The organism is Streptomyces amakusaensis (assembly GCF_039532665.1).
Lineage (GTDB): Bacteria > Actinomycetota > Actinomycetes > Streptomycetales > Streptomycetaceae > Streptomyces > Streptomyces amakusaensis.
Genome location: NZ_BAAASB010000013.1, coordinates 174,684 through 187,135, shown reverse-complemented (window position 1 = coordinate 187,135; position 12,452 = coordinate 174,684). Strand labels below are relative to the sequence as shown.

At 68.9% G+C, this 12,452-nt stretch carries 18 protein-coding genes; 4 read left to right on the top strand and 14 right to left on the bottom strand.

Annotated elements, in window-relative coordinates; translation table 11 throughout:
- Positions 1–7: 7 nt before the first annotated feature.
- From ABD371_RS23655 to ABD371_RS23625, 7 genes are all read right to left on the bottom strand, one after another.
- A complete protein-coding gene (locus ABD371_RS23655) occupies positions 8–652 on the bottom strand; it encodes a Cap15 family cyclic dinucleotide receptor domain-containing protein (protein ID WP_344479912.1) in 645 nt (214 codons plus the stop codon).
- Positions 652–1,563: a nucleotidyltransferase domain-containing protein gene (locus ABD371_RS23650; protein ID WP_344479910.1), complete on the bottom strand. Its 912-nt coding sequence runs from the start codon at positions 1,561–1,563 to the stop codon at positions 652–654. Before ABD371_RS23650 ends, ABD371_RS23655 begins: the two co-directional genes overlap by 1 nt.
- Before the next feature lie 901 nt (positions 1,564–2,464).
- On the bottom strand, positions 2,465–2,812 hold the full coding sequence (locus ABD371_RS23645; protein ID WP_344479908.1) for a hypothetical protein: 348 nt from the start codon (positions 2,810–2,812) through the stop codon (positions 2,465–2,467).
- Complete coding sequence (locus ABD371_RS23640; protein WP_344479907.1) at positions 2,809–3,486, bottom strand: GntR family transcriptional regulator; 678 nt, start codon at positions 3,484–3,486, stop codon at positions 2,809–2,811. Before ABD371_RS23640 ends, ABD371_RS23645 begins: the two co-directional genes overlap by 4 nt.
- 8 nt (positions 3,487–3,494) lie before the next feature.
- Positions 3,495–3,686 carry a hypothetical protein gene (locus tag ABD371_RS23635; RefSeq protein WP_344479905.1) on the bottom strand — a complete coding sequence of 64 codons (192 nt, stop codon included), beginning with the start codon at positions 3,684–3,686 and terminating at the stop codon, positions 3,495–3,497.
- A complete protein-coding gene (locus ABD371_RS23630) occupies positions 3,686–3,967 on the bottom strand; it encodes a hypothetical protein (protein ID WP_344479903.1) in 282 nt (93 codons plus the stop codon). The genes ABD371_RS23635 and ABD371_RS23630 overlap by 1 nt, the downstream gene beginning before the upstream one ends.
- Positions 3,968–3,979: 12 nt before the next feature.
- Complete coding sequence (locus ABD371_RS23625; protein WP_344479901.1) at positions 3,980–4,258, bottom strand: hypothetical protein; 279 nt, start codon at positions 4,256–4,258, stop codon at positions 3,980–3,982.
- A 79-nt stretch (positions 4,259–4,337) separates the two neighbouring features.
- Between ABD371_RS23625 and ABD371_RS23620 the strand changes: the two genes are divergently transcribed.
- Positions 4,338–5,093: a GntR family transcriptional regulator gene (locus tag ABD371_RS23620; protein ID WP_344479900.1), complete on the top strand. Its 756-nt coding sequence runs from the start codon at positions 4,338–4,340 to the stop codon at positions 5,091–5,093.
- Between the two features lie 350 nt (positions 5,094–5,443).
- Here the strand turns inward: ABD371_RS23620 and ABD371_RS23615 are convergent, their stop codons facing one another.
- The 4 genes from ABD371_RS23615 to ABD371_RS23600 all read right to left on the bottom strand — a co-directional run bounded on the left by ABD371_RS23615 (position 5,444) and on the right by ABD371_RS23600 (position 7,625).
- Entirely contained in the window at positions 5,444–5,731 is a 288-nt protein-coding gene (locus ABD371_RS23615) for a hypothetical protein (protein WP_344479898.1), read from the bottom strand.
- A complete protein-coding gene (locus ABD371_RS23610; protein ID WP_344479896.1) occupies positions 5,728–5,913 on the bottom strand; it encodes a hypothetical protein in 186 nt (61 codons plus the stop codon). The genes ABD371_RS23615 and ABD371_RS23610 overlap by 4 nt, the downstream gene beginning before the upstream one ends.
- A 95-nt stretch (positions 5,914–6,008) precedes the next feature.
- Positions 6,009–6,743: an 8-oxoguanine DNA glycosylase OGG fold protein gene (locus ABD371_RS23605; protein ID WP_344479894.1), complete on the bottom strand. Its 735-nt coding sequence runs from the start codon at positions 6,741–6,743 to the stop codon at positions 6,009–6,011.
- A 30-nt stretch (positions 6,744–6,773) separates the two neighbouring features.
- Positions 6,774–7,625 carry a nuclease-related domain-containing protein gene (locus ABD371_RS23600; RefSeq protein WP_344479892.1) on the bottom strand — a complete coding sequence of 284 codons (852 nt, stop codon included), beginning with the start codon at positions 7,623–7,625 and terminating at the stop codon, positions 6,774–6,776.
- Positions 7,626–7,782: 157 nt separating this feature from the next.
- Here ABD371_RS23600 and ABD371_RS23595 point away from each other — a divergent pair, with 157 nt between their 5' ends.
- Together ABD371_RS23595 and ABD371_RS23590 are read left to right on the top strand one after the other, a co-directional pair.
- Complete coding sequence (locus ABD371_RS23595; protein ID WP_344479890.1) at positions 7,783–8,724, top strand: DUF3592 domain-containing protein; 942 nt, start codon at positions 7,783–7,785, stop codon at positions 8,722–8,724.
- A 128-nt stretch (positions 8,725–8,852) separates the two neighbouring features.
- Positions 8,853–9,074 carry a DUF2277 domain-containing protein gene (locus ABD371_RS23590; protein WP_344479888.1) on the top strand — a complete coding sequence of 74 codons (222 nt, stop codon included), beginning with the start codon at positions 8,853–8,855 and terminating at the stop codon, positions 9,072–9,074.
- A 44-nt stretch (positions 9,075–9,118) separates the two neighbouring features.
- Here ABD371_RS23590 and ABD371_RS23585 read toward each other — a convergent pair whose 3' ends face one another.
- The 3 genes from ABD371_RS23585 to ABD371_RS23575 all read right to left on the bottom strand — a co-directional run bounded on the left by ABD371_RS23585 (position 9,119) and on the right by ABD371_RS23575 (position 11,412).
- Positions 9,119–9,778 (bottom strand): DedA family protein, encoded by a 660-nt coding sequence (locus ABD371_RS23585; RefSeq protein ID WP_344479886.1) that lies wholly within the window; start codon positions 9,776–9,778, stop codon positions 9,119–9,121.
- A 243-nt stretch (positions 9,779–10,021) separates the two neighbouring features.
- On the bottom strand, positions 10,022–10,489 hold the full coding sequence (locus ABD371_RS23580) for a DoxX family protein (protein ID WP_344479884.1): 468 nt from the start codon (positions 10,487–10,489) through the stop codon (positions 10,022–10,024).
- Positions 10,490–10,740: 251 nt separating this feature from the next.
- Positions 10,741–11,412, bottom strand: coding sequence for an HNH endonuclease family protein (locus ABD371_RS23575; RefSeq protein WP_344479883.1), 672 nt, complete (start codon positions 11,410–11,412; stop codon positions 10,741–10,743).
- Positions 11,413–11,696: 284 nt separating this feature from the next.
- Between ABD371_RS23575 and ABD371_RS23570 the strand changes: the two genes are divergently transcribed.
- The gene (locus ABD371_RS23570) at positions 11,697–12,434 is read left to right on the top strand and encodes an ABC transporter permease (protein WP_344479881.1); all 738 of its coding nucleotides are present in this window, start codon (positions 11,697–11,699) and stop codon (positions 12,432–12,434) included.
- Positions 12,435–12,452 lie beyond the last annotated feature (18 nt).

Sequence of the window (12,452 nt, the reverse complement as noted above, 5' to 3'; positions counted from 1 at the left end):
GCGACCCTTATTTGTCACCCACAAAAGGGCTCGTGTGGTTGAAGCCATCAGCCGAAAAGGCTGAGTCGGCACTGCTATAGCGGACTGGAGACCATTCAGCAAACCGCAACTCGCCATCCGTGCGACGGTCAGTGAAGTATGCACCTTCCAGCCCCTCCCCGAGCTGCGCACCGATATAAACTTCAGCAGCCCCCTTGTGGCGCTCGCTGCGGTCACGCACGCCAGGCCGAGGGGTATTGACGTACTGCCAACTCAACCGCCAACGGCCGTCGGGATCATGAATGAGATTGGCGTGCTCAGAAATCGACTTCGACTCTCCGGTGAAGAGTGTTACCGTCCACTTGGACGCCGACTGTGAGACATAAATAGCCGTAGGAATCGGTGGCACGTTCGAACCATCCGGATGCACGTAAGAAGAAACCAGCTCGCCACGCCATGTTCCGGAAATCAATGGCACCCCCGTAAAGTATCGCACAATTTTCCACTTCCAGATGTATCGCTCCCACAAGGCAAACGCTAGGGCGGCGGTCGTTCCGGCAATGGCGTAAATGCGCAGTGGTACTTGCGAGAAACCCTGGCCGGCAAGCAGCGCGAGCACTAGCCATACTAGTGCTGCGATACCGATACCAATGCGAGCCTTAATGTTCTCCATTACTTGAGCCCCAGATTCTGCCAGGTCTCCAACGCGAGGGTGTGAGCGTCGTCCATGGACCACTTCTGTCCCGGGCCGAACAGAGGCTTGATACCATTCGGCTCGTACCAATCCTTGGCGAGGCCGTGAGGTTTCGTCTGGCTCCATATATGCGCGATCACCGCTGTAATGTCGTCTGTCAACGGTGTAAGTCCGCCGTGATTGAAACGGTCATTAGGTACGCAGTAGACGAGGCACTCCATGAAGTAGCTCGGCAAAGCTTCAATTTTGCCCGCAGCAACTAGGTCATTTTCTACGCGCTTTAGGATGCGCGTCATGCGCTTGTAACGGCGGCCCGTGCCTCGCTCGTTCTTCTCCACCCCGTTGCCATACTGTTGTTCGGGATAGTTGATTACCCACTCGCCGTTCGTGCGCCGAGTTGTGGTGCCCTCGAAGTATCGAACTCTTCCCTGTGCATCGTAGTAGTACTTCCGATGCTCGAAGGACGGCACGACGTCAGCTTTCACGCGACCGCCGTTTTCGGCAATCTCGATGGCCGTAGAGCCTGACGTATCACAGTCACTGCCATATGCGTTGCGCATTGCCGCCTCAAGCTCCGCACGGAAATCAGCTCCCTCGTAGCGCTTGCTGGTGAGGGGATGCCGCACGATCTTGTCCGAAGGACGCAACGCGTCATCGTTTAGATAATGGAATCCCTTATGGATCACAGCAATATCGACGTCACTGTCGGCGCGGACATTGGTGTTGTTCTTGTACGATCCCTTCGGCAAGAATCTGATGCCGACACCGTCAAATCCACTCCACCCTTCGACGGCCTTGCGCACCATGCGCTCAGCTCGTTCTTGCTTCTCTTGTTCGGTATCACTGGACGGCGCCGCGTAGCGTCCCAGCTTGTTTTCCAGTGCTGTCATAGCAACTCCCCCTTCTTACGTTCGTGCGCTGCGGCCGTGTCTCGGGCCTGGAGGCTCAGGACACGGCACGCAACAAGCTAGCCCTCAGCACTGACAGTTGCTCACGCCCCGTTAGGCGCGGGCTGCCCGCCGCCGTGACCATTCGTGTTCACTTCAGTCCCTTCTTGGCGGTCTGCATCTCCCAATCCAGCACCCACACGAACACCACATCTCCCCAGGAAACCTCCAGCCTGGGTAGGCCACTTGTACGCTCGGCGACGGCTCGATCGCGTGCGGTTGCGTGATCTGCGGTTACGGCGATCAGACAGGCAGTCCAAAATGCTCATCTAGCTGATACCGCAATCGTCGTACCAAACGTCAGCCGTGAAGCCATTGGTCGGTTGGCTCAGATCCGGGTGCAACACATGTCCGTACTGCTGGACGAGGGCGCGGTAGGTCTACGCGGAAGACCAGCAAGCCATCACGGACCTGGTCGCCGAGGCCATCACTGACCGAACCGGCTAGAACTACGGATCAGAAGGGGTTTGTGCTCATGGCCCCCACGGCCGCACCGCAAGCGCACTCGTTCGCTGATCCTCACTGCTGCAGCGGCGTCGTCCGGACCGCTGCGGCCTGTACCGGCGTTGAGGGCGGCGATGAGCGTCTAACTGCGTGACAACGCCGACGAACAACGGCGGACGAGCGCGAACTCCAGCGGACCATCAGCGCTGTTCAGAGCCGGACCGGCTCAAGGCGGCACCGGTGCCCGAGTTGCTTCGGGACGAAGCGGTCGAAGGGGTATGGACGGCAATCACAAGCGAGTTAGCCGCAGATCCAAGCGGTCGTGTTCTCGCTGCCGAGCGCCAGCAGAGGAGCCCCAGACCCAGTCTGGGGCTCCTCTTTCGCTGGTTTTGTGGTGCTGCTAGTCGAAGATCGCAACCGGTAGCTGCGGCCCCTCGTCGTCCTGGTCAGGGCCGGCGAGATCCGGTGTCGGCAAGCGATGTCCCCGACTCTTCGCCACCCGGAGCCCGTCCCGCAGCGCCCCGGTCAGGTCCGTTACCAGCGCCCGGAGTTCGTCCGGCTCCGCGTCCTTGTCTCGGAGCACGATTGACGCGTGCTCAAGGAGTTCGGCCGCCAGGCCGAGCTGGACCGCTTCGGTGTTGTCGGCGAGGCGGGACAGGTAGCTGTCGGTGTCGTCGGCGCTCAGGTAGCAGGGCTGACCGTCGGGGCCCGACCAGGGGAGGAGGCGGAGTTCGTGGTGGGCGGTCATCCTGCGGGCCTGCTTTCTGTGGTGGTGGGGTGGGTGGTGAAGATGGCGTGGGCGCGGTTGCCGGGGAGGGTCAGGAGGGCGGCTTCGGTCACGCGGCCGGTGGGGGCGGTGGTTACTCGGGTGATGGAGAGGACCGGCAGGACCGGGCTGATGCGAAGGGTTGAGGCTTCTTCTGGCGTGGGGACACGGGCGGTGACCGTTTCCTGGATCTCGGCCAGCTCCTCGTACTTGGGCGGCGGAAGGTCGCGTGGGACGTAGATGCGGGTCAGGCTGCGCGGCGACTGGCCCTCGTAGGCGATACGGCGGAATTCGGTCAGGGGGCTGCGGGCCGAGACCTTCAGCAGGGTGGCCAGGTGCCCCTGCGCCAGGCGGTTGATGGTGTGGACGCTGACGCGGAGGGCCGGATCGCTGGGGAACTGGGCGAGGGTTGTGCGGCTGCCGCCGAGGTAGGTGATGTGGCGGAGGGAGTGGCGGACGAAGTTGCCCTTGCCGTGGATCTTGTTCACGAGTCCTTCGGCCTGGAGGAGGGCGAGGGCGTTGCGCAGGGTCGGGGTGCTCACCGAGTAGTGGGTGGCGAGTTGGGTCTCCGCCGGGAGGCGTTCGCCGGGCTTGAGGCGGCCGGTGGTGATCTGGGTGCGGAGGTCGTCGGCGATGGTGTGGCGGTGAGAGGGCACGGGGTGGGTCACCGCTTCTCGGCGTGCGTGGGGCGAGGGGCGTCGGCCGGGTGGCAGGGGCAGGCGCAGGACTCGTAGACCACGGGGATGTCGGCCGGCGACGCGACGGGGGCGGAGTGAGTGCAGCCCTCATGAGTGCCGATGAGGCAGGCGCTCGACTGGTAGGAGACGGCGGCGTGGGTCACGCGGGGCAGCGGCATCAGAGGGCCTCCGCAGGGGCGAGCCAGGTGTGCGGGGCCGAGCGTTGCCGGGTGCGGGCGCGCTCTTCGCTCGTGAGGACGTACGGGCGGATGAGTTCGACCTCTTCGCCGATGAGGACATCCGTGCGGTCCCGGTACCACCCCGTGGGCGGCGTCGGCCGGTCGCGGAGGTCGAGGCGAGGGAACGCGGGCCGGACGGGTGTTGCGGAGCGGCGGTGCCGGCCTTTCGGGAGGTGTCGTTCTCTGGTGCGTGAGATGGCGCGGCGGATACGGTTGAGCATGCTGATCAGCTCCTATCGCTGACGGCCAGGTCCCCGGACGTCGCCCGTCGCGGGGACCGCTTTGTGTACGGCGGCCCATAAGGTGCGGCCGTGCACGTCGCTGGCGAGAAGGCCGAATCGGTCGGCCTCCGCCACCACTTCCAGGGCCTCCCGCCATGTCTCGGCCGGGAGGGATTCCGGTACCTCCGCTTCGATCGTGGTGCGGCGGGTGTGTTCCTCCACGCGTGTGGTCAGTCCGAGGGCGGACAGCCGGGCGGCGATGTCCTCCGCGCTGGGTGCCGAAGCGGGCACAGGGGAGCCTCCGTTGCCAGGTGATCACATTGCGTGAAGCTAGTTAACTAGATTAGAGCTAGTGGACTAGATTTTCTACATGCCTGAGCAGCCGCCTTATCTCCGCATCGCGGATGTCCTTCGACAGCGGATCGCGGAGCAGGAGTGGACACCGGGCGATCGGCTGCCCTCCCGCGCCCAGATCGCCCAGGAGTGCGGCGTCGGCGAGAACGTGGTCCGCAGGGCTCAGGAGCTGCTGATCTCCCAGGGACTACTGGAGGGCCGCGCGGGCTCCGGCACGTATGTCGCCGAGCCGGGGCAGCGCGTACGAGTGGTTCGTTCATCGGCGCGCGAACACGGCGAGGGATCCCCGTTCCGGGCCGACATGAGGACCCTGGGGAAGCAGGGGGACTGGGAGAGCCGGACCGAGGCCAAGGTCCCGGCTCCGGCGGAAATCGCGGCGCGTCTCGGCGTCGCCGACGGCGACCTGGCCGTCCGGACCGTGTACGAGTTCCTCGCCGACGGCAGGCCCGTGCAGCTGTCGACGAGCTGGGAGCCGTACGAACTCACCGCCGGCACCGTTGTCGTACTCCCCGAGGGCGGGCCGCACGCCGGGGCGGGAGTGGTGAACCGGATGGCCGAGATCGGCATTACGGTCAGCCATGCCGTCGAGCAGCCGGAGCCGAGGCGGGCGACCGCCGAGGAGGCGTCGCTGCTCGGGATCCAGAAGGGCTCGCTCGTCACGCACATCCGGCGGACGTACTACAGCGACCAGGGCCGGCCCGTGGAGACGGCGGACATCGTCGTGCCCGCCTCACTGTGCGAGATCGTTTACGAGATTCCCATCAGCCGGTAGCGGCGGCCTGGTCGGAGGGCGAATCTGACATCCACGGTTGACATCAACGGCAGCGGATCCGGGCGGTGGGGAGCGGTCGGCAGTGGAACCCCGACCTGCGCCCGGACGCTGGGGGACGGCTTCCGGGCGAACTTACAAAGCAGATGTCGGCGGTTCGAAACCGTCCGCGCCCACCATGGAGAAATCTCAGGTGAGAGCCTGTTTCGGCCTCTCGATCGATCACGATCGGGGGGCCTTTCCCATGCCCGGAATCCACAGGGAGTCCACATCCCCACGTGATCATCACGGAGGGCCCTCGGCATCCGTTTCCGACATCGACCGGGGCGGTGTCCACGGGCTGGGGGAGAGGGTCATTCGACCGTGCCGCAGGTGTGGTTGGAGCAGACGTACTGGGGGGCGCCGGTCTGGTTGCCGTCGGGGTCGGTGTCGATGGTGCGGTACATGGTGCCGCCGCATTTGGGGCAGCCGCGGGTCTGGATGGTCTGTCCCATCTGGGCCTCCAGGGCTCGGGTGATGTGGCGGTCGGCGGCGCGGGTGGGGTGGAGGGTGTCGAGGACGTGGTCGAGGGCGGCGAGGACGGTTTGGAGGCCGGTGGTGTCTTCGCGGGGGTGGGGGAGTCCGCAGCGGGGGCAGATCATTTGTCTTCGATGTGCCCGCAGGAGGCGCAGACGCGGATCTCGCGCTGGAGCCACATGGTGCCCGCGCATGCCGGGCAGCCGGTGGTGTGGATGCCTTGGGGGCCCATGAGGGGAGGGTCGGGGGTGCTGGCGGCGTAGGCGATGATGCGGGCGCGTTGGAGGGCGTCGTCGGTGCGGGCCATGCGGAGTAAGTGGGCTGCTCGGGAACGGGCTTCGTCGGCAAAGTCGGTCATGTCCCGCGCAGGGTATCGGCGCTGGGCGCGGTGGTGGCGTGAATTCACTCTGACGGGTTATGGCCGGCGGATCGAGCGGTGGGTGACCCGGTCCCCGCGTTCACCTGCCCGTTCAGTTCGAACATGATCCATTCGAGCCGGGAGGCGTCCAGGGACAGGGGCTCGGCCCAGGCGTGCATGGACTGTACGTAGGTGACGTACCGGAGGGATCGGCGGCGGCTTCCGGCCGCTGTCGCGCTGGACCAGCCGAGGCGGTTGAGGGAGCGGAGGACGCGGTCGTCGAGGATGAGGGCGCGGGGGGAGGCGGCGTCCCGGTCGTCCGCGGCGGCGAACCACTTGGTGAAGAAGGAGCGGCCGACGCCTCGGACGGCGAAGCGTTCGTAGGCCCGGCGCAGCTCTCCGGCCCGGACGGCGTCGCGGGTGGTGCGGAGGGCGAGGGGGAGCCGGGGGTCGGAGAGGGCGGCGGCGGTGTGGCGGGGGCCGCGGCCGTTGCTGGTGCCGGAGCCCCAGATCATGGTGGCGGTGAAGAGGTCGCGGAGGCCGTCGGGGCAGTCGTCGGCGCGGTCGCGCAGGGTGGCCAGATCCATGCGGGTGATGAGGCGGTCCCCGGCGGGGAAGCCGGGGGCGGGGGTTCCGGCGGAGAGGACGCGGGTCGCGCCGTGGGGTTCCAGCCAGGGTCGCCAGGTGGCCGGACGGAACCGTACGGCTCCCTGCTCGCGGTCCTGGCAGGCCTCGACCAGCGGGCGCAACCGCTCGACCATGTCCCCCTGAGTCGTCATGGGGCAAGGATGCCCCGGCGCGGGCGGGCGTCAGGCGTCCAGCCAGACGCGCCGGTCGCGGGCCACGTCGAAGACCCGCTCGACCTGGGCGGCGGTGAGCGCGCCGGACAGCGGGCCCAGGGCGGCGACCTGGCGTTCCTGGTAGACGCGGACGTCGAGATCGGGGGCGGCGACCTCGAGCCGGGTGACGCCGACGAAGACGAGGACCGGCTGGACGGGGACGTCGAAGGGGCAGAACCGCTCCAGGACGGCGCGGACCCGGCGGGCCTCGGTGCGGCTCTTCACCAGATGGGGGCGGGGCGGGCCGTTGTCGACCTTCACGGTGTGATCGCCGACCCAGACGGACTTCCGCTCGTGGTGCTTGGTGTTGACGCAGAAGACCCCGCCGGGACCGATCAGCAGATGGTCGATGTCGACGTCGCGCGGGAGCGGCACCGAGTGCAGCACATGCCAGCCGTGCCGGGTCAGCCGGTTCAGCTCGGCTCCGACCCGGCGCTCGCCGATCAGGCCCTGACGCCAGGAGTCCCAGTCCGAGCCGCGCCGGAGCACCCGGTCGAGGAGGCGCTCCAGCAGCCCGGGGCCGGAATCGTCGAGCAGTTCGCGCAGCGCGGTGCCGGGCCGGCGGGAGCTGAGGTCGTCCTCCGGGGTCAGCGGCGGCAGTGCCGGTACCGGGGAACGGGGGGCGGCGGCCGGGTGCTCGGGTGGGTCGCCCGGGGTGTGCCGGGCGAGGGCGTCGAAGACCGCGTCGCGGTAGCTCGGCCGCAGAAAGGTGACCTCGCCCTTGGAGCAGTCGGCCCAGGCGACCGTGGTGCCGTCCGGAAGATTCACATAGAGCCGGTCATGTCCGAATCGCTGCCACGAGGTGACCCTCAGCTCTTCCACCCGGACCCCTCCCGCAGCAGCGCCGACCGTGCCGCTATGGCAGCAGCCCGTGCGCCGCGCGCGCAAGACTGCATCGGGTCGCGGAGGAGTCAACCGTCCTATGATTCCCGGTACTTCGCTCCGGTCCGCCGGGAGGACGAGTGCGCAGGGGGCAGATATGAGCACGGTCGATCCGGCCGCCGAGCGGCGGAGACGAGAGCTCGCCCGGAGCCGGAGCCGGAGCCGGAGCCGGGGCCGGATCCGGGGCCGGGACGGGGGCCGGGGCCCGGCCCTCGGCCTCGGTACGGTGCTGGGGCTGCTGGTCTTCGGCGGGGCCTGGTGCCTGTTCGGGGTGGGGATCGCCGACATGGCCGCCTACCCGGTGGGCACCGGCTATCTCACCGAGGACACGGAGCCGGCCAACGACCTGCCGGGGTTCTTCTGGGCGACCTTTGCCGGCGCGTTCGCCGGGGTGCTCAGCGGCCTGGGGCCGAGGGGACGGCTGGCCGCCCGGATCGGGCTGAACCTTCAGGGGGCCCTCTCGACGGCGGTCGTCGCCGTGGGCATCTCCCTCGGCTTCTTCTTCGGCGCGCGCTCGTTCTGGACGCCCGCCCCGGAGCCCGGCGTCTTCGTGGACGCGACCGGGCTGCCGGGCGAGGAGTGGGGCGCGGCGGCCTGGCTGGCGTGGACCTCGCGGTACTGGGTTCCCGCGCTGCTGCTGTGCGTCGCCGTCCTGCGGATCGTCCTCTCGCTGCTGTACGAGCGGGTCCGGCGGCGTCGCGAGGCGCGTACCAGGGAGATCCTCGCGACGGGGCGGCGCACTCGGGGCGAGGTCACCGAGGCCGCCGCGACCGGGATCGAGGTCATGGGCCGGCCGCAGGTCCGCTTCGTCGTGAAGTTCACCGATCACAGGGGAACCGACCGCTGGGTGACCAAGACCGGGCTCTTCGACCGGGCCGCCCCGCCGCGCCCCGGCGATCGCGCGGTGATCTGGTTCGACCCGGCGGCCCCGGGCGACGAGCGGGCGATCCCGGTGGCGCTGGCGGGCCTGGACGGTGTGGATCTCGACGCGACGGATCTGGACGAGGTGGTCGCCGGAGGCGGCCTCACGATCCACTAGGCCGAGCGATCCGCAGGTAGGCCGAGCGATCCGCGGGCCCGAGCGATCCGCCGGTCCACGCGATCCGCCTGACCTCACGATCCATCGGAACAGCCCCGGAGCACACCGGGCGGGTGCACACTGAAGGCATGTGCCGCAGCATCAAGACTCTCCGTCCGCCGGTCCTCCCCGAGCAGGCCACCGAGGAGGATTTCCACGCAGCAGCCCTTCAGTACGTACGGAAGGTGTCCGGCTTCCGGGCCCCCGCCGCGCACAACAAGGAGGTGTTCGAGCGCGCCGTCGAGGAGATCACGGAGGCGACTCGGGTGCTCCTGGAAGGGCTGGAGGTCCGGGGTACGGCAAAGCCCTGAGACAGCGTTCTCAGGGCGGGCGGTTCCCGGCCGGTTCAGGCTCTTCAGGCCTCGGCGGCGGCCGGGGCCGAGGCGGCCGTCGGTCTTCTGCGCATGACGTACGCGGCGAGCGCGCCCGCGCCGAAGAGGGCCAGCACCGAGACGGCCGCGCCGACCCAGCTCGCGCCCAGCCACTGGCCGCCGAAGTAGCCGAGGCTCACGCTGTAACCGGCCCAGGCCACTCCGGCCAGGGCCGACCAGGGCAGGAAGTCCTTCACCTTGCGATGGGTGGCCCCCGCGCTGAGGGAGACCACCGAGCGGCCGGCCGGGGCGAAGCGGGCGATCACGACGAGCGCCCCGCCGCCGCGGCTGAGCGTCGCGCCGAGCCGGGCCTGTGCGCTGGTCAGCCTGCGCGACTTGGCGATCGCCCGGTCGAAGCGGTGTCCGCCGCGCCGGGCCAGCCGATAGGCGATCAAGTCGCCGAGCACGGAGGCGGTGGCCGCGCACAACACCAGGATCAGCAGCGAGGGCACCTCGCGCGGCACCTGCTCGGCCGCGCCGGCGACCGTGGTGGCGGTGGCCGAGCCGGCCGCGGCGGCGGTCGCCACGGCGATCACCAGCACACCGCTCGGCAGCACCGGCAGGAAAACGTCGAGGAGTACGGAGAGGGCCACCACTGCGTAGATCCAGGGGCTGCTGGTCAGCGACCCCAGACTCTCTAGCACCTTGACTCGCTCCGTTTCGTGGACGTGCCGCGACGCGGGAGGCGGTCGATTTTGGCGGCAGTATCAGCTGTACAGCGTACGCCGGAGCTTTGCCGAGAGATCACCCAGGGGTCAACAATGTTGTGATCATCACTTCTGTCCTGAATTCCTGCGCGGCACCGGCCGGCTCCTGAACAAGTGCCCGGGGAGAGAGCGGAGCGCCCGGCCCTCCGGGAGGAGGATCCGGGCGCTCGGCCGGGGTGATCAGGCGGCGACGGTGGCCGAATCGCGCCCCTTCTCCCGGGTGCGGTCGGCACCGCGAGAGCCGAAGAGCTTGTCCAGCGCCAGCGCTCCCGGGCCGGTGAAGACCAGCAGCAGGAAGGCCCAGCAGAACAGCGCCGAGGCCTCGCCGCTGTTCTCCAGCGGGAAGAGGCCCGCCGACTGGTGCTCCACGAAGTACGCGTACGCCATCGAGCCGGAGCAGATGAAGGCGGCGCTGCGGGTGCCGACGCCGAGCATCACCAGACCGCCTCCGACCAGCTGGATCACCGCCGCGTACCAGCCCGGCCAGGCGCCGGTCTCGACGGTGCCGCCGCCGTGCGCGCCGCCCAGGACGCCGAAGAGCGAGGCCGCGCCGTGGCATGCGAAGAGCAGGCCGATGACGATGCGGAACGCTCCTATGACATACGGCTGGGACTGGTCGAGCTTCGCGGGCAGAGAGGTGTTGGCCATGGGGGACTCCTGCTGTGTGGGGGACAGGGAACCAATGAGCCAAAGCTAGGGAGACGCGATTATTGCTTGCAAGTTCAACATTCAATCGGAGGGTGTTTCTCATGGGAATCTCATGTCGAATATCCGATTAAACGCGGCCCTGCCCTATTCCGGCCCGTCCCTCTGCGGCCGTCCCGTCGGCCGGCCGGTAAGCCGCCGGTCAGTGGAGGGTCATCTGTCGGCCACTGACCGGTCGGCCGCCGGTCGGCCGGTCAGCAGCCGGCCAGCGCGGACTGGAGGGCGCTCTTCTCCGCCGTGTCGACGCTCAGGCCGTAGGCGTGCTTCACCTGCACCCACATCCGGACGTAGGTGCAGATGTACGAGGTGCGCGGGGGCAGCCACTTGGCCGGGTCCTTGTCGCCCTTGGCCTGGTTGACGTTGTCGGTGACGGCGATCAGCTGCGGCTGGGCGAGGTCGTTGGCGAAGGTCTGGCGCTTCGCCGTGGTCCAGCTGTTCGCGCCCGAGCGCCAGGCCTCGGCGAGCGGCACGACGTGGTCGATGTCCACGTCGGAGGCCGCGGTCCAGGTCGCGCCGTCGAACTCCGAGTACCAGCTGCCGCTGACCGCCGCGCAGCTGGAGTTCTGCACCACGCCGACGCCGTCGCGCTTCAGGACGACCTCGCGGGTGTTGCAGGTGCCGGACTGGGTCGACCAGTGGGGGAACTTGTCGCGGCTGTAGCCGCTGGAGGATCCGTCGGTCCGTACGGTCAGCTCCGCCAGGTACGAGCGCGCGGTGGCCCCGTCCACCGGGGTGGGCGGGGCGGCCTGGGCGGCCGGGGCGGTGGCGAGCAGTCCCGTGAGGGCGAGCGCGGCGGTGGCGGCCAGGGCGGTGCCACGGCGGACGGTGGCGCTGCTGCGGGGGTGACGCGCGTAGCGGCTGAACATCTTCAACTCCTGGTCGGTGGCGGGAGCCGGACCGCCGCCGGACGTCCGGGCGGCGGGGCTGGACCATCGGGCCGGCGGTGTTGGCAGGCCCTCGACAACAGGGTGACGACATGGACACGACAGATCAAGTGTTCTGACGGATCAACACATTCCGGTGAAGTGCCCGGGGTTGCTGATGGGGTGTGTACGGATTTCGGAGGCGCGTGGTTCTGACACGTGTTCGGGTACGGGGTGGACCCATCCGCCGGCCGATCGGCGGCCGGACGTGGGCGTAGGGTTGCCGGGTGCTGCTGACGGTCGATGCCACCTTCGGCGCGGTCCTGGCCGTGCTCCTCGCCCTGGCCGCGACGGTGGTCGCGCTCGCCCACCTCGGACGGGCCCGGGAGATCGTGATCGCGGGGGCGCGGGCCGCCGTCCAGCTCGCCGCCGTCTCCCTCGTCATCGGCTGGGTGATCGGCTCCCTGCCGCTGCTGCTCGGCTTCGTCCTGCTGATGTACGCCGTCGCCGTGCGCACCGCGGGCCGCCGGATCACCCGCGGCGCGAGCTGGTGGTGGGCCGCCGCGCCCATCGCGGCGGGCGTCTTCCCGGTACTGGCGGCGCTGCTGCTCACCGGTCTCGTACCGCTCAAGGGCATCGCGCTGGTCCCCGTCGCCGGGATCCTCATCGGCGGCGCGCTCACCGTCACCGTGCTCGCGGGGCGGCGCGCGCTGGACGAGCTGAAGATCCGGCACGGGGAGGTGGAGGCCGGTATGGCGCTCGGCCTGCTCGACCGCGACGCCCGGCTGGAGGTGGCGCGCGGCTCGGCGGCCGACGCCCTGCTGCCGGGGCTCGACCAGACCAGGACCGTGGGGCTTGTCACTCTGCCGGGGGCGTTCGTCGGGATGCTGCTGGGCGGCGCGTCCCCGCTGCTCGCCGGGGCCGTGCAGCTGTTTGTGCTGGTCGGACTGATGGCGGTGCAGGCGGTGGCGGTCGCGGTGGTGCTGGAGCTGGTGGCGCGCGGGAAGCTCCGCCGCGACGGATGAGGCCGGGCGCGGGGAGGG